Source organism: Fontibacillus phaseoli, from assembly GCF_003337355.1.
Lineage (GTDB): Bacteria > Bacillota > Bacilli > Paenibacillales > Paenibacillaceae > Fontibacillus > Fontibacillus phaseoli.
Genome location: NZ_QPJW01000007.1, coordinates 25070 through 45746, shown reverse-complemented (window position 1 = coordinate 45746; position 20677 = coordinate 25070). Strand labels below are relative to the sequence as shown.

Genomic DNA, 20677 nt, shown 5'->3' with positions numbered 1-20677 from the left:
CAATATTATACCATATCCTTATGTTTGCCAAAAATTCAAGGCTTCTGTACAGTAGGCTGTTTCAATTACGCCACTCAAGGGGGAAAGTAAATGAATAGCGACTTTAACATCGCCACACACTGCCTGCTGTTCCTGTACACCCGCGAGGAAAAGACGGCAAACAGCGAACAAATCGCCTGCAGTGTATCGACCCACCCGGCGCGCGTCCGAAAGGTGCTCAGCCTGCTTCGCAAGCAGGGCTATGTGGCGACAAAAGAAGGCGTAGGCGGCGGTTACCACTTGAACGTTCAGATGGATGAGGTTACTTTGGGAGATCTGTACCGGCTTTTTGCCCGCGGTTCGCTGCACCGCGGATGGTGCTCGGGCAGCGAGCAATCGTCCTGCCTGGTTTCATCCAATATCCATCCCGTGATGGAGCTTATTTTTAACGGCGGTGAAGAGCGGCTTGAATCTTATTTCAATGAAATTACATTATCCGCCGTGCATCGTCTGCTCCGGAAATGCGATTCGGAAGACGGCCGGACGGATGGGGAGGAGCAGGAAATGAGTGTATTGAGCGCTAAAGATGAAATGCTGTTTTATGTAGGCACCTATGCATCGGAGGAGGAGGCCGGGATTCACCTCTGCGGGTTGAACCGCGAGACGGGGGAACTTCGCTTGGTCGATAGTACACAGGGTATCCAAAATCCGTCCTTCCTCGTTTTGAATGGCGACGCCTCCCGGCTGTACGCGGTGAGCGAACAGGAGCGAGGGGCGGTCGCCAGTTTTGCGGTGGACTCCGGCAACGGGGGGCTAACGAAGCTGAATGCCGTTCCGACCAAAGGCGCCGATCCCTGCCATCTGTCGATCTCCCGCGATGGGAGCCTGCTCGCCGCCAATTATTCCAGCGGCCATGTGGACCGCTTTGCGCTCGACGAACAAGGGGCGCTCGGCGAATTGACCGCCCTCGTGCAGCATGTCGGGCAGGGATTCCGCCAGGACCGGCAGGAAGCCGCGCATGCGCACAGCGTAGTTCCAAACGAGGCCGGGGATTATGTTTATGTGTCCGATCTCGGGCTCGACCAGATCGTCTATTACCGGGTGGAAGAAGGCAAACTGACGACTCAAGGTGAAGTTAAACTGCCGCCGGGGGCCGGACCGCGACATTTCGTTTTTCACCCGGGCGGATATCACGCATATGGGATTAACGAATTGAACAACACAATTACGGTTTATTCTTATAATCCTGTACAGGGCCATCTGGAAATCCTGCAGCATATTGCGACGATCCCTGAAGATTTTACAGGGGAGAGCTATCCTGCGGATATACATCTTTCTGCGGATGGCCGCTGCTTGTACGGTTCCAACCGCGGACATGACAGCATTGTCCGGTTTGCGGTCGATACCGCTGCCGGAACGCTTAGCGAGCCGGAATGGACGGGGACCGGCGGGAGTTGGCCGCGAAATTTCGCCGTCTTGGAAGACTACGTGATCGTTGCCAATCAGAATAGCGACAATGTGGTTGTTTTCCGCAGGGATGACGCTAACGGGAGCCTGACGGAAACCGGCCAGGAGCTGACCGTCAAGCAGCCGTCCTGTGTAGAACCGGTGCGGATTGCGAAGTAAATCGGAATTTTTTAGCAGGACATTACCGCGGGGCCTTGGGCTCCGCGTTTTTTTTGTTGTCCGTTTTTAATTCCATGCCTGTGCTCCTTATTCTGTTAGTCCCTTGTTCGCTCGCTGGATAAAATCCAACCCAAACCCAAGGTATCAGGCCGAAATGGACGAATGGCGGCCGTCTTGTTGGACTTTTTCCAATGAAGGGTGTCGATCCAAGCTGAGAGGGGACCGCTTAGGTATCTTAAGGTTTAGGGCTTGGGCTTTATTGGATAAATTCAACGAACCTCTCCTGATCGGCTTAAATCCGATAGTTCACTGGATCTATCCATTGGAGCTGCTGTTAAGGATTTTTACGGGTGGGGACGAGCTTATTGAGGTACGTAGGGGACAAATTTATTTTTCAAAAAGGTTTGACAACCACACCGTAGGCATTTAAAATAACACCATAACATACTAAACAGGTAGGAATAATCCAAAATAGTTCTAGCCGTACGGACGGAGGAACGCTCTACTTGCCAAGGCAGACACGGGTAGCGGCTCGGTCTGACCGACCGGTGCAGGGGCGTTTCTCCGTTTTTTTATGGTTAGAGCAAGCCTGACCGGCATGAAAAAAGAGGAGAGATAGGAGTGATACGGATGAGCAAAAGATTGAAAAAAGGGGTTCTGATCGGGTTGGCTCTGACCATGGCGGCGGTGCTCGCGGCTTGCGGGTCGGACACCGAAGCAAAGAATGGGGCGAAGAACGACGGGGGCAAGAAAAGCGTAGAGTTGCTGAACGTATCCTACGATCCGACACGGGAATTATACGAAAAATACAATGAGGCGTTCGCAGCATATTGGGAAAAGGAAAAAGGTCAAAAGGTGACGATCAAACAGTCGCATGGCGGCTCCGGCAAGCAAGGGCGCGCGGTCATCGACGGTTTGGAAGCCGATGTGGTCACGCTGGCGCTGGGTTACGACATCGACGCCATTAAGGAAACCGGACTGATCGCGGAGGACTGGCAGCAGAAATATGAGCTGAACAGCTCGCCGTATACATCGACGATCGTGTTTCTGGTGCGGAAAGGGAATCCGAAAGGAATTAAAGACTGGAACGATCTGATCAAGGACGGCGTGGAAGTCATTACGCCAAATCCGCAAACGTCGGGCGGCGCCCGGTGGAATTACCTGGCGGCATGGGGCTATGCCTTGCATCAAAACAACAACGATGAAGCTAAGGCGCAAGAGTTTGTCAAAGAGCTGTTCCAGCATGTGCCCGTATTGGACAGCGGGGCCCGTGGAGCGACGACGACGTTCGTAGAACGGGGACTCGGCGATGTGCTGCTGGCATGGGAAAACGAAGCCTGGTTATCCGTAAAAGAACTAGGGCCGGACAAATTCGATATTATCTATCCGTCCGAAAGTATCCTGGCGGAGCCGCCTGTAGCCGTTGTCGATAAAAATGTCGACAAACACGGGACGCGCGAAGTCGCGGAAGCTTACCTGGAGTATTTGTATTCCGAGGAAGGCCAAACGATCGCGGCAGAGAATTATTACCGTCCGACGCTGGAGAGCGTAAAGACCAAATTTGCCGATCAATTCCCGGAAATCAAATTGTTCACGATTGACGAAGTATTCGGAGGCTGGGACGAAGCGCAGCCGAAGCATTTTAACGACGGAGGAATCTTTAGCCAGATTTACACGCCTAAATGACCGACCGTAACCAACGGAGGCGCGTTCCGGCACAGTAAAGCTTGCCCGTGCCGGAACGCGGGAAGAAAGGATGAGGCTTCATGCAAACTAGCGCTTCAAAGCGCGGGGTGCTGCCCGGCTTCGGGCTCACCATGGGCTACAGTGTACTTTACCTCAGTCTTGTAGTGCTGATTCCGTTATCCGCGCTGCTGCTGAACTCGACGGGACTGACCTGGGAGAAATTTTGGGACGTGGCCACCGATCCTCGGGTGTTGGCTTCTTACAAAATCAGTTTCTTGACCGCAGCGGCGGCCGGGCTCATTGATACGGTGCTTGGATTGTTGCTGGCCTGGGTTCTGGTCAGATATGATTTTCCCGGAAAAAGGCTGTTTGATGCCATAATCGACCTGCCGTTTGCGCTTCCCACTGCGGTAGCCGGGGTGTCACTGACGGCAATTTATTCCCAAAACGGCTGGATTGGCTCGCTGTTTGAACCGCTTGGTATCCGCCTGGCATTTTCACCAATCGGTATTACGCTTGCCCTTATGTTTATCGGTATTCCGTTCGTCGTCAGAACGGTGCAGCCGGTGCTGCAAGACCTGGATGCGGAGGTGGAAGAAGCGGCGGCTACGTTGGGAGCAAGCCGGTTCCGCACGTTCCGCTCCGTGGTCCTTCCGGAACTGCTGCCGCCCCTGTTGACGGGTTTCGCGCTTGCTTTCTCCCGCGGCATCGGAGAGTACGGATCGGTCGTCTTTATTTCCGGCAACATGCCGATGAAGACGGAGATCGCTCCGCTCCTCATCATGTCGAAGCTGGAGCAGTTCGACTACGCCGGAGCTACGGCGGTCGCCTTGCTGCTGCTGCTGATTTCGTTCATTCTGATGCTGCTCATTAATTCGCTGCAGCGCAGGGTTCGCAAAGCGGCGCGTTAATGCACGGGATTCGCTTTGTACGAAATCCGAACGAGAAAGAATACCGGAGAGAGGGGGCATTAGCAAATGGCCGGTTCCGTACCATTGGCATCCACTAAAACTTCAACGCCCAGAAACCGGTCGACGCGGTCGACCGGAGCCGTCAAATGGATTTTGATCGGCGCTGCTTTACTTGTATTGATTTGGCTGATCGTTTTGCCGCTGGCTGTTGTTATTATCGAATCTCTGAAAAAAGGGCTCGGCGTTTACGTAGAAGCGATTCGCGATCCCGACGCTATGTCCGCTTTGAAACTGACTTTGCTGGTGGCCGTCGTCACGGTGCCGTTAAATACAATATTCGGGGTTGCCGCAGCTTGGGCCATTACGAAGTTCAATTTCCGCGGCAAGCAGGTTTTGGTGACGCTGATTGATTTGCCTTTTGCCGTATCGCCCGTCATAGGAGGCCTTATCTACGTGCTTGTATATGGCGCTCACGGCTGGTTCGGCCCCTGGCTTCAGGAACATGATCTGAAAGTCATATTCGCTCTGCCGGGGATTATTCTTGCTACCTTGTTCGTGACCTTTCCGTTCGTTGCGCGGGAACTGATTCCGTTGATGGAGGATCAAGGGCAACAGGAGGAAGAAGCAGCTGTGACGCTTGGGGCGCGGGGCTTCCGGATTTTCTGGAAAGTGACGCTACCGAATATTAAATGGGGATTGCTATACGGAATTATTTTGTGTAATGCCAGAGCTATGGGAGAGTTCGGTGCGGTTTCCGTCGTATCCGGGCACATCCGGGGAGAGACCAATACGCTGCCGCTGCATGTGGAAATTCTGTATAACGAGTATCAGTTTTCCGCATCGTTCGCAGTAGCCTCCTTGTTGCTTCTGCTAGCGCTTGTAACTTTGTTGTTGAAAAGCTGGTTTACGCGCAAGAGTCAGCATCAAAGCTGACTAAATAACCTGGGTAAGAATTAAGATGAATCAGGAATAAGAATAGGAGGGCTGCATCCATGGCAAAACCGTTGAAGGTAGATGGTGTCTGGTTGGAACGAATTGCGGGGCTGTTGAATGAAATGGAGTTCGGATCGTTGAACATTGTTGTTCACGAGGGGCAGATCGTCCAAGTTGAGCGGACCGAACGAAAACGGTATGAACTGGGTGCCGCAAGTCCGGCAAAATCGGCCAGTGTCTCCCGCCATGCAGCCAAACCTCTGCGAAAAACCGAATCCCGATAAATTTAGGAAGCCTCCGCCCGAGTATGAATGGGACGGAGGCTTCTTTTTAATGCTGGAAGGCGGCGGTTTTGCTTGTGACTTCAACTTACGGAGTGAAGCCACTATCGGTTATTTACCTTCCGGACTGTTCGGGGGCTGCTCGGGAGAGTTCCCGGCGAGCCCGGACCATTCGTCAACGGCTTCCCCGGGACCGTCTTGATCGTTGCCGAAGTGTCCGACATACGGACGCGATTTGCGGGGCTTGCTACCGGTGAAGCGAAAGCCGGCAAGGAACAGCAAAACCTGAATCGCCAGAATGTAGGGGGCGAATGCGGGGTCCAGCAATTGAAGAAGAAAAAGGGCCGCAATGAACGCGGACCAAAGCCGTTGCAGCGCATATCCCGTACCAAGGCGGTACCCGCCCAAGATGGCCGGATACAGGAGCGACAGCGAGAAAATCGCCGAAGCAAATTGAGTCCAGATATTCAAATATTCCTCGAAACTGCCTTCCGCGACCGGTATTTCTCCGCCCAGCAGACGCATCAGCCAGCCGATCTCATAGAGCAGCGCCGCCGCAAACAAAAAAGGCAGGGCGGGGCGTATTTGTTTCCATAACGTATATCCCCATCCAGGACTTTCTGTCCGCCGAAGCAGCTTGTCCCGTTCTTCGCATAAACGTTCAGTTTCGCGTTCCAGCGTTTTAAGCAGCAGCGGCAGGCGGGCGGCGTCCCGGTCTCCGGCATAGGCGGAAATCTGTGCGAGCCCGTCTGCGCTAATGTAAGGCGCTGCCCGGCAGGCTAACAGCCGGTCCATCATTAACTGTTCTTCCGCCCGGGAAAGTTCACTCTGTCCGTCCGCTTGAATCAGCGGGCTTTCCGCGGCAGCGAATAGTTCCAGGCTGGTGCTGATCCGGTGAAGCCGGGAGCGTTCTTTACGCAGCCTGGACCATTCGGTTCCCCCGTATAAGCAAAGGAAAAGCACAAGCGCCAGAAAGGCGGTTAAGGAGACGGAATCGTGCTGTTGCAGCCAGATTATCCATTCCGACAGTGACACCGATATCACCCTTTCGATATTCCTCCCTCCACTATTGCATACGTACATGACGCATTTCAAGCGTTTTGGAGGAATACGCTCTCTTTTTCACATAAAAAGGATTGGAATATAGACTCTTTAGTAAAGCACGAAGTTATTATCAGGGATAAGCTCGCCCTATTTTTCGGGGGGAATCAACCTTCATGAAAAATGGGTAAATAGTTGGCATGTCACTACATAGCAGGAGGGATTGACATGGATATTGGCCAAATTACGTTGAAGCTCGTCATCGGATTTATCGGATTGTGGCTGCTGACCCGTCTACTTGGTAAAAAAGAGATCTCCCAACTGACTCCTTTTGATTTTGTTTCCTCGCTGATGCTAAGCGAACTGGTGGGGAACACGGTGTATCAGAAGGAGGTCAAGTTTATCCCTCTTCTGTTTGCGTTATTTTTATGGGGAGCGCTATCTTATTTGTTCGAAAAAGTAACGCAGCATGCGCGGCGGTCAAGGGGAGTGCTTGACGGTAAGCCTTCCATTCTGATAAGAGACGGAGAAGTGGATCTGAAGGAACTGAAGAAGAACAGCCTTGATTTCGACCAGCTGCGGATGCTGCTTAGGCAGCATGACGTGTTTTTTATTCGTGAGGTCGCTTATGCTATATTTGAAGCTAACGGATCGCTCAGCGTGATGAAGAAGCCGGCCGAAGAAACGGTAACGCGGCGGGATCTCGGCATTCATGCCAAGGCGGCCCATCTGTCTTATTGCTTGATAGAGGATGGGGAGATACATCCAGAAGGTCTGGAACTGATCGAAAAAAACGAAACCTGGTTGCGGGAGAAATTGAAGCAGCAAGCTTGCAACCGGGTGGAGGATGTGGCTTATGCGGAATGGAAGGAAGGGGAGGGACTCTATATTTTAAAATATAAGCAGGGCTCTTTCCGGAAACTACACTCAAAATAAGGGATATTTTGGAATAAATGAACCGGGGAGGACCGGCTTTGGCAGGGTAATAGAAGTAAAGGAGATCTCCAGATAAAAGAGTTGCCCGGAGCTGATCGGTTTTGGCGAGACCGGACGCAAGAGTAACTTTATATTGGCGCATACTATTTGAATGGAATTTCATCCCGAATCGGAAGGAGTTTTATACATGAAAATAGCGATATTCGGAAGTACGGGAACTATCGGAAAAGCCGTTATGGAGGAAGCGCTGCGGAGGGGACACGAGGTTACGGCCGTCGTGCGCGACACTAATAAACTGAGTGACGTAGCCGGCAGGGAAAAGCTCCGGGTGGTTACCGGAGATATTTTGATGCCGGCTACTGTAGCGGGTTCGGTCGAAGGCTGCGAGGTCGTGATTAGCGCCTATGGACCGCGCTTCGGTGCGGAGAATGAACTGTCCGAGGCGACCCGCTCCCTGATCGAAGGCGTACGCCAGGGCGGAGTCCGGCGGTTGATCGCCGTTGGGGGCGCCGGAGGCCTGGAAGTGGCGCCGGGCATTCGGCTGATGGAAACGCCTGAGTTTCCGGAAGAGGTCCTTCCGCTGGCCGGGGCTCATGAGGATGCGTATAACGTTTACCGGGACTCGGATATCGTCTGGACAGTGCTGAGTCCCGCCGTCGTGATCGAACCGGGTAAGCGGACCGGCATGTTCAGGATCGGGATGAATCAGCTCATTACTGACGAACGGGAGCAAAGCCGGATTTCGGTGGAGGATTACGCAGTGGCGATGCTGGACGAAGTCGAAGATCCGCAATTTATTCAAGCCCGTTTTACGGTGGCGTATTAAGCGGAATATTTAGTCAAAGAAACTGTTTGTCAGTATTAGATTAGCGAGTGCGGAAGAATAAGTTAACTATCTGGAGTAGACATCGAGACATTGCAGCAAGGCCCCACTACTTTTGGTGGGGTTATTTATAATGAATGCCATGGAATACCTTAATATGTTACTAGCGTCGGCAAGAGGAGGGGAATGGATGAAATTTTTGACGTCGGAGCAAATGAGGGAAGTCGACCGGTATACGATTGAGAAGTTGGGCCTGCCGGCGATGTCGTTGATGGAAAATGCGGGACGGAGTATCGCGGACGAGGTGCGGCGGTTTTGCTTGTCCCGAAGTTCCGCAGGCGGTGGATTGGCGACCGGGCCGCGACAGGCTGGATTACTGCCGGGACGTAAGCCGGGAGAACTGTACATAGTGGAACCTGGAGGCGATGCCGGGTTATCCGGGGAGCATTGGCTCATTCTTGTCGGCAAAGGAAATAACGGCGGCGATGGTCTGGTTTGCGCCCGACACTTGGCGGATGCGGGCGTCGCGGTGACCCTGGTCTATGCGGAGCCGCCGGAGAACTTCTGCGGCGATGCTTTGGTTCAGTATGAGATCGCGAAAGCACTCGGGCTGCCGGGTGTGGTGTACGACCCTGAAGCGGGGATTTCCGGGCTCGGGGAGAGCGGGGGACGGGAGCGGAGGGTAACGGGTCTCGTGGATGCGCTGCTCGGCACCGGAAGCAAAGGGGCGCCGCGCGGCGCATATGCGTTCCTGATCCGGGAAGCGAACGATAGCGGTCTGCCGGTCATCTCGGCAGACATTCCAAGCGGGCTGGATGCCGATACGGGCGCAGTTCATGATCCCTGCATCCAGGCTTGGATGACGGTGAGCCTCGCCTTCTTGAAGGCAGGGCTGACGCAGTATCCGGGCGTTAAGGCGGCAGGGGAAGTCATCGTGCGCTATATCGGCATCCCCCGTACGCTGCCGCCGGGCTTGGAGGCGGCAGGCCAGGTAGTGACGGAGGAGACGCTGCGGGCGGAGCTCGGCGTCGAGGTTAGCCGGCCGCGCGAGGGTGACGGCCACAAGGGCACGTACGGGCACGTGCTGCTCGCCGCAGGCAGCCTGCCCATGAGCTGCGCCGGCCTGCTGGCCGCAAAGGCCGCGCTTCGCGCCGGCTGCGGCCTCGCCACGTGGGCGCTGCCGGCGGCGCTGCTGCCGCGGATGCTCGGGGCGGTGCCCGAGCTGATGTTGGCGCCGGCCGAGGACGGCGGGGCCGGCGCCTGGAACGAAGCCGCAGCAGGCGAAATGCTGCGGCTGCTGGAGGCGCGCGATGTGCTCGCCGTCGGCCCGGGGGTGGGCCGGTTTCCGGGCGAAGCGGCGTTCTTGCGCGCCTTATGGGAAGGCGCTCCGCGTCCCCTGGTCGTGGACGCGGACGCCCTGAACATCCTCGCCGCGGCCGGAGGCCCCGCGGCGTGGCGGCGCCGGGATGCAGCGACGGTGCTGACGCCGCATCCCGGCGAGATGGCCCGCTTGACCGGCCTGGAAACGGCCGAGGTCCAGCGCGACCGGATCGGCGTCGCCCGCCGCTTCGCCGCCGAACATGGAGTGACGCTCGTCCTCAAAGGCGCGCGTACCGTAATCGCGGCCTCGGACGGCCGCGTCTTCGTGAACGTCACCGGCCATCCCGGCATGGCGACGGGCGGGTCCGGCGACGTCCTGACCGGCCTCATCGCCGGGCTGCTGGCGCAGGGCCTGGACGAGATTCAGGCGGCCGTGCTCGGCGTGTACCTGCACGGCTTGGCCGGCGAGCAAGCCGCCGCCCGCCGCGCCAATCCGGCCTCGCTGCTGGCCGGTGACATTATTGAGGCGCTCTAAGCTTGCGGCAAAAGTGCGACTCGGCAGCACGGCCAGGGCGGAGGGGTGCACCCTTAGCGATCAATTAGATGGATTTTATCCAGCTAATTATGCTGTTTACCGGGATTCCCTCGCATTAACTGGAAAACCTCCATCTATTTTCGGCCTTTTCGGGTTGATACAGGATAATTAAGAAAAATAACTGGAGGTTTTCCAGTTGATTTCCCTAAAAAGCTTAATTTCCGGTCATTAACTGGAAGTTTTCCAGTTAATGATTCATCCTGGTTTTCATTCTCTCGGCGACTCAAGTCTTCAAAAGCAAACGGTTGGATGCATAGATATAAGTTGAAGTTTGGGTGGAGTAACATGGTCTAATTGAAATTAGTTAAGTGAGTAACTAGCGGTTGGGGAAAGTAACTATTGGCTGAGCAGAGTAACTTCTGAGGTTGAAAGGTTTTGTTCGGGCCCCTGTAGCTTGGTTGGAATATCTCCAATGAAAGCACTAGTTGGATTACTTTAAGGGTTGGCGGTTGGACGAAATCCAATGAAACGGCGTTCTGCTGGCCGAAAAGCGTATTTATAGCGAGAAATAATTGGAGTTTATCCAGTGAAGCCTACCGGAGCGGGCTTTGGGAGGGCATTTGGTTGGAGTTACCCCAACCAACCCCAACACAACCCCAGCCCAGTCGGGTCCCGCCGAAACGCTGTTAGTCGATTGCACATCCCGCATCGAGGCGGACTGTACTTTTCCGCGGCCGGGGGACAAACGCTGTTACGTAGTGACCATAGCTCCGCCGTTCACATGCAGTACTTCGCCCGTAGCAAAGGAGGAGTCGTCGCTTGCAAGGTAGACGTAAGCAGGGGCGAGCTCGAAGGGCTGGCCGGCGCGTTTGATGGGCGCATCCGTGCCGAAGACGGCCACTTCCTCCGCGGAAAAGCTGGACGGGATCAGCGGCGTCCATACAGATCCCGGGGCTACCGCGTTGACGCGAATGCCGCAGTCGATCAGGGAGAGCGCCAGGGAACGGGTGAAAGACACGATCGCCCCTTTGGTCGACGAATAGTCGATGAGCGTTTTATGTCCTTGATAGGCGGTGATCGAGGCGGTGTTGATGATTGTGCTGCCGCATTTTAAATGGGGCAGGGCCGCCTGGACCATGAAGAAAAACGGAAAGATATTGGTTTGGAACGTCTGATACAGCTGGGCTTCGGTGATGTCCGCGATGCTCTTTTGCGGATATTGGACTCCATGATTGTTTACCAGGACGTCGAGTCGGCCGAAGCAGCGGATGGTCTCCTGAACGACGCATTGACAATTTTGCTTCCATCGGAGGTCTATTTTCATAAGCAGGCAGCGCTGGCCCAATTCCTCGATCCGCTGTTTGGTGGCAAGAGCGTCGGAAGTCTCCCAGAGATAGGGAATGACGAGATCGGCTCCCTCCTTGGCAAAAGCGATGGCCGTCGCGCGTCCGATACCGCTGTCGCCGCCGGTAATGATGGCGACTTTGTCTTTTAATTTTCCGCTGCCGTGGTACTCCGGATTTTCCGAAATTGGCCTTGGATGCATCAGACTTTCCAAACCAGGTTGAACAGGTTGATGCTGCGGCGGGAATGCAATAGGCTGCTCGGTACACACCGCTTCTTGCCCGAAATAAGGGTATACGGGGATCATTTGATTTTATAAGCTCCTTCCTGGACGTGGTCCGCTAAATAACTCATGACTTATCACTATGCGATCGCCTAGAGGAAGGTGATCTAACGGGATGGGAATCACCGGGATATCCGGTATACTTTAATTGACTTTTCGTTAAAATATTGATAGCATCAATTTAAAACACACTGATTTAATCGGGATTAATTCATAGAGATAAGGAGAGTGACCCGTTTGGCAAAAGTTACGATCATTAACGGAACTCCGACGCCCGGTTCGCGGTTGACGGCAGTCATTTCGTTGGCGGAAGAATTGCTTGTTAAGGAAGGCTTTGAAGTGCAGCACGTAAATGTCGGGGAGCTCCCGCCTGAGGATCTGATACATACCAAATTCGAGAGTGAGGCCATCGTCAAGGCTAATGCGCTGGTAGCCGAAGCTGACGCCGTTATTGTTGCGAGTCCGGTCTACAAAGCTTCTTATACAGGCGTGCTCAAAACATTTTTGGATTTGATTCCGCAAAAGGGGCTGGCCGGCAAGATTATTCTCCCGCTCTTTATCGGAGGGAGTCTGGCGCATCTGTTGTCGATCGACTATTCTCTGAAACCGGTATTGTCCGCGCTCGGTGCGCGCCATATTTTGGGCGGCGTGTATACGGTGGATTCCCAAGTGGCCCGGACGGATCAAGGCGGATTCGACATCGCCGAAGAGTTGAAAGGAAGATTGGAAGACAATCTGAAGGAATTAGCCGAGGAGACCTCGCGACGGATTGCCTCCGCTGAGCTTGCTCAATAGAATTTTTGTCGATGCCGAGGCGGGCTGTCCGGGACAAACCCATGTTCCGAAAGCCTGCTTTTTCTTTGTTGACGGTTGGAATGGAGCGATGCCGATAGTACAATGAGGAAAGCTAACAAAAAAACAAAAGGGGGATTCACGAAAAATATGCAAAAATTAGTGTTTTTTGTAGGAGTCGCCGGGACCGGAAAAACGACGGTAGCCCGCAAACTGGCAGAACGTATGCAGGCCGCTTTTTTGGACCGGGATACGGTCGGAGGACGTTTTGTAGAAAAAATATTGGAGATGAACGGACTCGACGTGAACGACCGTGACTCCGATTTTTATAAGAAGCACCTGCGCGACCTGGAGTACGACACGACGAAAGACATTTGCATCGAAAATCTGGCGGCGGGCCAGAACGTGTTCATGATCTCTCCGTTTACGGCGGAATTGAAAAACAAAGCCTGGATCGATGAAGTATTGGCGTCAGCCGGCAAGTCCATATTGGAAGTGGACGTCAAGGTGATCGTGGTGGCCCTGAAAGACATGGAAACGCAAAAGGAGCGCATCATTGACAGACAAACCGAGCGCGACACCTGGAAGCTGGAGCACTGGGACGATTTTAAACACCGCGTCCAGTTTGTGCCGGAGATCAACTGGGATATTCCTCAATCTTCCATCCTCGTGTTCGACAATAGCGGCGAGCTGACCGGGGAAAAGGCCGAGAGCTTGTTCCGGTTCGTATCCGGGGAGTAACGCCAAGATTTGAGTATTCCAAAAGAGCGTTCCGTTTCGGAATGCTCTTTTTCTTTTTGTCGAAGGGATGAGCCTTGCCTCTTAATATGAATTCGCCTGTTTGTTCTGCCATGTTGTAAATAAGCTGCGAACTACCGGACCTGCCAATAACACTTGCAGGGGATAGGCCACGGCAAAATTTTTCAAGAAAATGAGGATGTAACTTTTGATTATGGGATCCTCCAAATGACCGTGCCCCAAGATCGAGGTGGCCAGTCCGTAAAAAGACATAAAGAAGGCCATGACCAGCACCATGCACGTTGAAATTGCAAGAATGACATGCAGTTTTTTTGATTTATTGATCGGGAGTTTAAAAGCAACTTTTTTTGCGGCCGGTCCTACAATGAATAAATCCAAGGCGAGTGCAATCATAAAACCGATCAGAAACTCAACAGTTATCGTACTCCATCCTATTCTCCCGATCAATCCGTTAAGGAGCAGATTATAGATCGTCATCATCGTTACCATGAAAAAGCACATCATCATTCCAAAATAAAAACTTTCTTTCTTTGTTGTCGGCATCTGTGTTCAACCTTTCAATTTTGAGATGTGATCATTATGCGAAAACAATAAAGTTTGTGTAAGTGAACATTTTGTGAATGATGAATTCTTCAACGAGGCTCAAGGGAGACTCAAACAAGCAGCAGAGCATCCAAATCCATGATTACGATCTCACGTTGACCCTGCTGCAGGATCCAGCCCGCGGTTTGAAAGTCGCCCAGCTTGCGGCTGATCGTTTCCGGGGTTGTACCCAGATGAAGCGAGGTCTTTGCGGCTCATCGGCAGTTGGATCGTGGTCTGCTTTTGGGCTTCTGCCTGACCGGAGAGATACATGGCAATTCGGGATTCCACGGTTTCGGTGGCGATTCGTGCCGCCTGCTTCTCGCTGGTTGCCAAACGGGCAGAGAATTCTGCAAGCATTTTAAGCGCGATTTGCGGATATTTCAGTAAGAAGCTTTGCAGGGATTCACGGCCCATCACACATAACTCCAGTGGCTCAAGGGCTTCGGCGTAGGCTTCATGAAGCGATTCGACGAACAGGGACAACTCCCCGGTAAATTCCCCCGGCCCGAGAATCCGGACGAGCTGCTCTTTGCCGTTGCCGGACAGGCGGTAGATTTTCATGCTCCCTTTATGCACGATATATAATCCCTCCGAAGGCTCGCCGGACCGGTAGATCATTTGGCCGCGCGGGTAAGAGACCGAGTGTGCGGCCTGGACGATTTCTTCCAGTTCGGCGGCACTCAGATGATTGAACAGCGGGACGATCGAAATGCAGTATTTATTCGAGCCATGGTGATTACAGGTTTGTTCCTCACTCACGAACCTCACCCTTTCCTTGAAATTGTTTAACCTATTTGTCCCGTTACAGATGCAGGTGCCGGTTGTGCATCTCGTTGCTGTACCGCGCTGTTTGCCGTGTGAAACCGGTTGAGCCGAATGGCATTGAGGACGACGAGCAGCACGCTTAGTTCATGGATGAGCATGCCGGAAGCAAGAAATACTTTGCCGAACAGAACGCCGGAAAGAAGAAGAGCTACGGTACCTACTGCCAAGAATGTGTTTTGTTTCATGTTGCGTACGGTGGATTTGGCAAGGGAGTACGCGTGCGAAAACTGGTCAAGACGATCGGCCATCAGCACAACGTCGGCCGTTTCCATGGAGATGTCCGTGCCGCCTTCGCCCATCGCCAGGCCGATGTCCGCTGTGGCAATCGCTGGCGCATCGTTGATGCCGTCGCCGGCCATGGCTACGCGATGGCCGACGCTTTTCAATCCTTGAACGAAGGCGGCCTTGTCTTCCGGAAGCATTTCGGCGTGCGCCTCGTCAAGTTCAAGCTGGCGTCTCACCAATTCCGCGGCATAGCGGTTATCCCCGGTAAGCATAATTACCTTTTGCACGCCCGCGTTACGCAATTGCTTGATCGCTCGCTCCGCTTCCGGACGGATTAGATCGGCAATGGAGATCATTCCGGCCAGCTTCCCGTCAACCCCGATATAGATGACGGTATTTCCCAGTTTTTCGCGGTTAGCCGCATAGGCTTCATTTTCATTGGAAATAAAGGCCCCTTCGGATTCCATCTCTTTCCGGTTCCCGATGGCGACGATATGCCCGCGGTTCACCGCCCGGATTCCTCTCCCCTTTGTGACAGTGGTCTGTTCCGGTTGAGCCTCAAGGCGGAGATTTCTCTTTTGCGCTTCCTTCACGATGGTATGCCCCAGAGGATGCTCGGAAGCGGTCTCCACCTCGGCGGCCAGGCGGAGCAATTCGTCGGCATCTCCGGAAAGAGCGCGGATATCCGTAATCTCCGGCCGGCCCCGCGTTAATGTCCCCGTTTTGTCGAAGACGACGACGTCGATTTTCGCAAGGGATTCCATCGCTTCTCCGCCCTTGATCAGTACGCCGTGCCTTGCGCCGTTCCCGATGCCGGATATGATGGACACGGGGGCACCGATCACCAGTGCGCCGGGGCAGGCGATGACCAGAAAGGTAATCGCCATCTCCAGTTTGCCGGTGAAGAAGAATACTAGAATGGATAACACCACGGTCGAGGGGGTATAGACACGGGCGAAGCGGTCAAGGAATTTCTGGGTCTTTGACTTGGATTCCTGGGCTTCTTCCACAAGTTCGATCATCCGGGCAAACGCCGTCGCTTCTCCGACCTTTTCCGCAATGACTTCAATGAAGCCGTTGTCTACGATTGTACCGCAAAATACAGGGTCGCCAACCGACTTGGTTGCCGGGATGGACTCTCCGGTTATCGCGGCTTCGTTTATGGCGGCTCTGCCCGCCGCAATGACGCCGTCAACGGCCACCCGCTCCCCGGAGCGGATGATGACGCGGTCGTCCTCGGTAAGTTTCTGAACCGGAATAGTTATTTGTTCGCCTTCCATTAGGATCGTAGCTTCAAGAGGAGCCATGTCTATCAGCGATTTCAGCGCCGAAGTCGTCTTTTCCAGGGTACGGGATTCCAGAAAGGCTCCGAACAGGAATAAAAAGGTGACTGCGGAGGATTCTACATATTCTCCAAGGTATAGGGCTCCGATCACAGCAACGATAACCAGAAGTTCAATGCTGAATGACCGCATGCGCAAGGCTTGGAAAGCTTTGAGCGCAATCGGAAAACCGGCAATGACCGTTGCGGTCAGCAGCGCGGACTGTCTCCATCCCGGTAAACCCGAGAGATGAAGAACGGAGGCGGCAAGGAGCAACAGTCCAGCGGCGGCAGTAATAAAGGACGTCTGTTTGGCATTCATGCTTAACACCTCAATTCATTCAAGATACGTTTTGCGAAATGACGGGATATCCGAGTTCGGAGATTACTTTTCTCAACGCTTCCGGCTGTACCTTTTCCTCATGGTACTTGATGCGAACTTTGCCGGCATGAAACAAAACCTTTGCTTCGTCCACTCCGGCCGTATTATTTAGGGCAGTGTCGATTTTTTTAATGCATGACGGGCAAGAGAGCGGCTCCAGGCCAAGCACCAATTTTTTCATTATTCTCATCCTCCAGTTTGGATTATTGGGTTAGCTTTCTTAATTGTTTAAAGCATAAGGCAGATTCATTCCGAATACCTTGATCTCGCTCAAGTTTAAGAAAGCTTCCAAACCTTTACACAATTTCTGGCATCTGTTCTATAATAAAATTATAGAGTTTTCCAAACGTTTACAGGGTCGTTGTGAAACTGCCATCTATGACATAAGGCCCTGACGGATCGGCAATGAACGCCGGACATGGGCCAGCGCAGCAGGAGGGATGTTCATGGCTATCATTTTTACATATTTAAAAAAATACCGGGTTGCCGCCATTTCGGCATTCTGCATGATGCTGATCGAGCTTGCGGTGGAATTGACGCAACCGATGATCATTTCCAAAATCATTGACGACGGCATCCGGCAGTCTCAGCTTTCGGTCGCCTGGATATGGGGCGGCGTATTGTTGGCGAGCGCGATTCTGGCATTCGCGGCGGGGATTACAAGCTCGTTTTTTGCGTCCCATGCCAGCCAGGGGTTCGGGTATGACTTGCGGGACAAGCTGTACGAGAAGGTGGAGAAATTCTCTTATCCCGTATTCACCCGTTTCGCCACGTCTTCATTGATTACGCGGCTGACGGGTGATATTACCCAGTTGCAGGATATGGTGTTCATGAGCTTGCGGTTTGCCACCCGCGTGCCGCTTGTCGTACTCGGCAGCATCATTATGGCGCTGGTGGTCCATGTGAGGCTGGGGCTGATGCTGACCGTGCTTGTCCCGGTTCTGTTGATATTCGTGTTTTGGATGATTAGGGTAACCTCGAAGGGGTTTCGATCCGTTCAGGGGCGGCTGGACAAGCTTAACGGCGTCATCCAGGAGAACTTGACGGGCATGCGGCTGATCCGCGTGTTCGTGCGCCGGAATCATGAGACGGGGCGCTTCGAAGAGCGAAGCAAGGAACTGATGAACGGAACGGTTTCGGCGCTTCGGCTGGCCGAAACGACGATGCCGTTCGCTTTGTTACTTATGAATGTCGGCATTCTGGCCGTTCTCTGGTTCGGCCGGATCGACATCGCCGCAGGCAGCGCATCGGTGGGGGAGGTAGTCGCGGTGGCGAACTATTCGCTGCGGACGATAGGCGCATTATCGGCACTCTCCTGGATCATGACCTCTTATTCCCGCGCTTCCGCTTCGGCGCAGCGGGTCGGGGAAGTGATGAGCACCGTAGACGCCGCGGCCGGAACCTTGAGCGTGAATGACCCGGACGGCAACACGAGTACGCTTACCAACACCAGCACCAGCACCAGGCTGACGGGCCAGGTTGAATTTTCCAAGGTCGGATTCCGTTATCCCGACAGCGATTTGGCGGTATTGCGGGATATTTCCTTTGCCGTTCAGGCAGGGCAACGGGTGGCGATTTTGGGATCGACGGGTTCCGGGAAATCGTCGCTGGTTCAGCTCCTTCTCCGTTTGCAGGAACCGACGGCGGGAAGAATCTTGATCGACGGAAAAGACATCTCCGAGCTGGAGAGCTCCCGGCTTCGGGAATCCGTCGGCTATGTGCCGCAAGAGGTGATTCTGTTCTCCGGCACGGTGCGGGACAATATCGCCTGGGGACGGGAGGATGCGACGCCGGAGGAGATCCGTGAAGCAGCCCGGCAGGCGCAAATCCATGAGACGGTGAAGTCGCTGCCGCACGGTTACGATACGATGCTGGGCCAGCGCGGCGTCAATTTGTCCGGCGGCCAGAAGCAGCGGCTCTCGATCGCCCGGGCTCTTGTAAGGAAGCCGTCCATCCTCATTCTGGACGACAGTACGAGCGCGCTTGATACGCGGACCGAGGCCGCTCTGCTCCAAACGCTGGACACCCTGTCGTGCACCACCTTTCTGATCACGCAAAAGATCAGCGCCACGGCTTCGGCAGACCTGGTGCTGCTGCTGGATGACGGGGTGCTGATCGCCTCCGGCAAGCATACCGAGCTGCTGGCGGATTCCCCGCTGTACCGGCGCATCGTCGAGTCTCAGCAGAGGGAGGTGGAGAAACATGCTTAAGGCGCTGCTTGAGCCTTTCCGGCATCCCTATCCCCGTTCCGTGATCGATCAAGGGGGCGGGGGAGGGCGTAAGCCGAAAGCAAAAGCCAAGAACTGGTCCGGCACGCTGGGCCGGCTCTGGCAGTATCTCGCCAAGCGCAAAGCCAAGCTTGCGCTGGTGCTTCTGATGGTTGTGTTCAGCTCGGGTTTAGCGCTATTGGGACCTTATCTGCTGGGCGTGGCCGTCGACGATTATCTGGAGGGCGGCGGCGGACGCCCCTGGGTGCTCTTTTTGACCGGCCTTGGCCTCGTATATGCCGGTTCTTCGCTGATCAGCTGGCTGCAAAATATCTGGATGATCGAAATTGCCCAGGAGACGGTTTACCGCTTGCGGGGCGACCTGTTTTCCAAGCTTCACCGCTTGCCGATTCCTTTCTACGGAAAACGGCAGCAGGGCGAAATCATGAGCCGGGTGACGAATGACATCGAGAACGTCAGCTCAACCTTGAATAGCTCGGCGATCCAGATTTTCTCCAGCGTTTTGACGCTGGCGGGCACGGTGACCGTGATGCTGCTGCTCAGCCCGCTGCTGACGCTGCTGACGTTTCTCGTCGTTCCGCTGATGGCGCTCGGCATGCGCTGGATCACCCGGCGGACGGGGCCGTTGTACAAGCAGCGGCAGCGCGATCTCGGCCACCTGAACGGCTATATTGAAGAGACGCTGTCCGGGCAGCGTATCATCAAAGCGTTTTCCCAGGAGGAGAGGGTCATCCGCGAATTCAGGGAGCGCAATGACGCGATCCGGCAGTCCGGCTTCTGGGCGCAAACCATCTCCGGCTTCATTCCGAAGCTGATGAATGCGCTCAACAACCTCAGCTTCGCTCTAGTCGCCGGCATCGGCGGCGTGTTGGCTATCCGGGGCACGGTAACCATCGGGGTTATCATCGTGTTCGTCGAGTACGCCAGGCAGTTTACGCGGCCGCTGAACGATCTCGCAAACCAGTGGAATACGCTGCTTTCGGCGATTGCCGGGGCGGAGCGCGTATTTGAAGTGCTCGATGAGGAGGAGGAATCCGGAGACGAACGCGAGGCCGTGACCTTGGAGCGGGTTAAGGGTGAAGTAGCTTTTGAGGGCGTCACGTTTTCCTATGATGAAGAAGACGCAGGCGATACGCTGGAGGATATCACGTTTAAGGCCAAACCGGGTGAAATGGTTGCGCTCGTGGGACCGACGGGAGCGGGGAAAACGACGCTGATTCAGTTGCTTTCCCGGTTCTACGATCCGGACAAGGGAGTGATTACGCTTGACGGCCGCGATATCACCGCCATTACCCGGGACAGTCTGCGCAGTCACATGGCCTTCGTGCTCCAGGATTCGTTCCTGTTCCAGGGGACGATCCGGGAAAATATCCGCTTCGGCAGACTGGATGCGACCGATGCCGAAGTGGAGGAGGCCGCCAAGCTCGCCAATGCCCATTCTTTCATCGACCGTCTTGCGGACGGCTACGACAAAAGGCTTGGCGTGGGAGGCGAAGGGATCAGTCAGGGCCAGAAGCAATTGCTGGCGATTGCGCGGGCGATATTGGCGGATCCGTCCATTCTGGTGCTCGACGAGGCGACCAGCAGCATCGACACGGTGACCGAGATCAAGATCCAGGAGGGGCTGCAGCGGCTGATGCAAGGACGAACGAGCTTTGTAATTGCCCATCGGCTGAATACGATCCGGCAGGCCGACAAGATCTTGGTGCTTCGGGAAGGGCGGCTGATCGAGCAGGGAGACCATGACTCGCTGCTGAGGCAGGGCGGTTTTTATAGCGAGTTGTATCAAGGACATTTCGAGGATTCGGAAACCGGACAGGGGAGGTAAGCAATTGGATGTATTCGGTGTGCAAGCTTACTTG

General features: G+C 54.4%; 18 protein-coding genes and 1 pseudogene. 12 read left to right on the top strand and 7 right to left on the bottom strand.

The window, feature by feature from the left end; all coding sequences use genetic code 11:
* Positions 1 to 90 precede the first annotated feature (90 nt).
* From DFP94_RS16695 to DFP94_RS16675, 5 genes are all read left to right on the top strand, one after another.
* Positions 91 to 1605 carry a beta-propeller fold lactonase family protein gene (locus tag DFP94_RS16695; protein WP_114497609.1) on the top strand — a complete coding sequence of 505 codons (1515 nt, stop codon included), beginning with the start codon at positions 91 to 93 and terminating at the stop codon, positions 1603 to 1605.
* A 630-nt stretch (positions 1606 to 2235) separates the two neighbouring features.
* Positions 2236 to 3291 (top strand): sulfate ABC transporter substrate-binding protein, encoded by a 1056-nt coding sequence (locus DFP94_RS16690; RefSeq protein WP_114497608.1) that lies wholly within the window; start codon positions 2236 to 2238, stop codon positions 3289 to 3291.
* Positions 3292 to 3371: 80 nt separating this feature from the next.
* Positions 3372 to 4202: a sulfate ABC transporter permease subunit CysT gene (cysT, locus tag DFP94_RS16685; protein ID WP_114497607.1), complete on the top strand. Its 831-nt coding sequence runs from the start codon at positions 3372 to 3374 to the stop codon at positions 4200 to 4202.
* Between the two features lie 66 nt (positions 4203 to 4268).
* Complete coding sequence (gene cysW, locus DFP94_RS16680) at positions 4269 to 5135, top strand: sulfate ABC transporter permease subunit CysW (RefSeq protein WP_114497606.1); 867 nt, start codon at positions 4269 to 4271, stop codon at positions 5133 to 5135.
* Positions 5136 to 5194: 59 nt separating this feature from the next.
* The gene (locus DFP94_RS16675) at positions 5195 to 5419 is read left to right on the top strand and encodes a YezD family protein (protein ID WP_114497605.1); all 225 of its coding nucleotides are present in this window, start codon (positions 5195 to 5197) and stop codon (positions 5417 to 5419) included.
* A 108-nt stretch (positions 5420 to 5527) separates the two neighbouring features.
* Here DFP94_RS16675 and DFP94_RS16670 read toward each other — a convergent pair whose 3' ends face one another.
* A complete protein-coding gene (locus DFP94_RS16670) occupies positions 5528 to 6460 on the bottom strand; it encodes a hypothetical protein (protein WP_114497604.1) in 933 nt (310 codons plus the stop codon).
* Between the two features lie 225 nt (positions 6461 to 6685).
* On the opposite strand from DFP94_RS16670, the gene DFP94_RS16665 reads away from it, so the two are divergent.
* From DFP94_RS16665 to DFP94_RS16655, 3 genes are all read left to right on the top strand, one after another.
* Complete coding sequence (locus DFP94_RS16665) at positions 6686 to 7393, top strand: DUF421 domain-containing protein (RefSeq protein WP_114497603.1); 708 nt, start codon at positions 6686 to 6688, stop codon at positions 7391 to 7393.
* A gap of 187 nt (positions 7394 to 7580) precedes the next feature.
* Positions 7581 to 8219: an NAD(P)-dependent oxidoreductase gene (locus DFP94_RS16660; protein WP_114497602.1), complete on the top strand. Its 639-nt coding sequence runs from the start codon at positions 7581 to 7583 to the stop codon at positions 8217 to 8219.
* Between the two features lie 187 nt (positions 8220 to 8406).
* Positions 8407 to 10071, top strand: a complete 1665-nt coding sequence (locus tag DFP94_RS16655) for an NAD(P)H-hydrate dehydratase (protein WP_114497601.1) — start codon at positions 8407 to 8409, stop codon at positions 10069 to 10071.
* Positions 10072 to 10822: 751 nt separating this feature from the next.
* Here the strand turns inward: DFP94_RS16655 and DFP94_RS16650 are convergent.
* Positions 10823 to 11722, bottom strand: coding sequence for an SDR family oxidoreductase (locus tag DFP94_RS16650; RefSeq protein ID WP_114497600.1), 900 nt, complete (start codon positions 11720 to 11722; stop codon positions 10823 to 10825).
* Between the two features lie 213 nt (positions 11723 to 11935).
* Between DFP94_RS16650 and ssuE the strand changes: the two genes are divergently transcribed.
* Positions 11936 to 12493 (top strand): NADPH-dependent FMN reductase, encoded by a 558-nt coding sequence (gene ssuE / locus DFP94_RS16645; protein ID WP_114497599.1) that lies wholly within the window; start codon positions 11936 to 11938, stop codon positions 12491 to 12493.
* A gap of 147 nt (positions 12494 to 12640) precedes the next feature.
* Positions 12641 to 13231, top strand: a complete 591-nt coding sequence (locus DFP94_RS16640; protein ID WP_114497598.1) for a P-loop nucleotide/nucleoside kinase family protein — start codon at positions 12641 to 12643, stop codon at positions 13229 to 13231.
* Positions 13232 to 13312: 81 nt separating this feature from the next.
* Here the strand turns inward: DFP94_RS16640 and DFP94_RS16635 are convergent, their stop codons facing one another.
* From DFP94_RS16635 to DFP94_RS16620, 5 genes and pseudogenes are all read right to left on the bottom strand, one after another.
* On the bottom strand, positions 13313 to 13792 hold the full coding sequence (locus DFP94_RS16635; RefSeq protein ID WP_114497597.1) for a DUF2798 domain-containing protein: 480 nt from the start codon (positions 13790 to 13792) through the stop codon (positions 13313 to 13315).
* A gap of 110 nt (positions 13793 to 13902) precedes the next feature.
* On the bottom strand, positions 13903 to 13992 hold the full coding sequence (locus DFP94_RS26090) for a hypothetical protein (RefSeq protein ID WP_245954930.1): 90 nt from the start codon (positions 13990 to 13992) through the stop codon (positions 13903 to 13905).
* 280 nt (positions 13993 to 14272) lie between these two features.
* A pseudogene (locus tag DFP94_RS26085) lies at positions 14273 to 14452 on the bottom strand (cyclic nucleotide-binding domain-containing protein); the annotation flags it as partial.
* A gap of 167 nt (positions 14453 to 14619) precedes the next feature.
* Positions 14620 to 16527, bottom strand: a complete 1908-nt coding sequence (locus DFP94_RS16625; protein WP_114497596.1) for a heavy metal translocating P-type ATPase — start codon at positions 16525 to 16527, stop codon at positions 14620 to 14622.
* 19 nt (positions 16528 to 16546) lie between these two features.
* Complete coding sequence (locus DFP94_RS16620) at positions 16547 to 16768, bottom strand: heavy-metal-associated domain-containing protein (protein ID WP_114497595.1); 222 nt, start codon at positions 16766 to 16768, stop codon at positions 16547 to 16549.
* Between the two features lie 265 nt (positions 16769 to 17033).
* Between DFP94_RS16620 and DFP94_RS16615 the strand changes: the two genes are divergently transcribed.
* Both DFP94_RS16615 and DFP94_RS16610 read left to right on the top strand, forming a co-directional pair.
* Positions 17034 to 18797, top strand: coding sequence for an ABC transporter ATP-binding protein (locus tag DFP94_RS16615; protein ID WP_114497594.1), 1764 nt, complete (start codon positions 17034 to 17036; stop codon positions 18795 to 18797).
* Positions 18790 to 20643: an ABC transporter ATP-binding protein gene (locus tag DFP94_RS16610; RefSeq protein ID WP_114497593.1), complete on the top strand. Its 1854-nt coding sequence runs from the start codon at positions 18790 to 18792 to the stop codon at positions 20641 to 20643. Before DFP94_RS16615 ends, DFP94_RS16610 begins: the two co-directional genes overlap by 8 nt.
* The last annotated feature ends 34 nt before the right edge of the window (positions 20644 to 20677 follow it).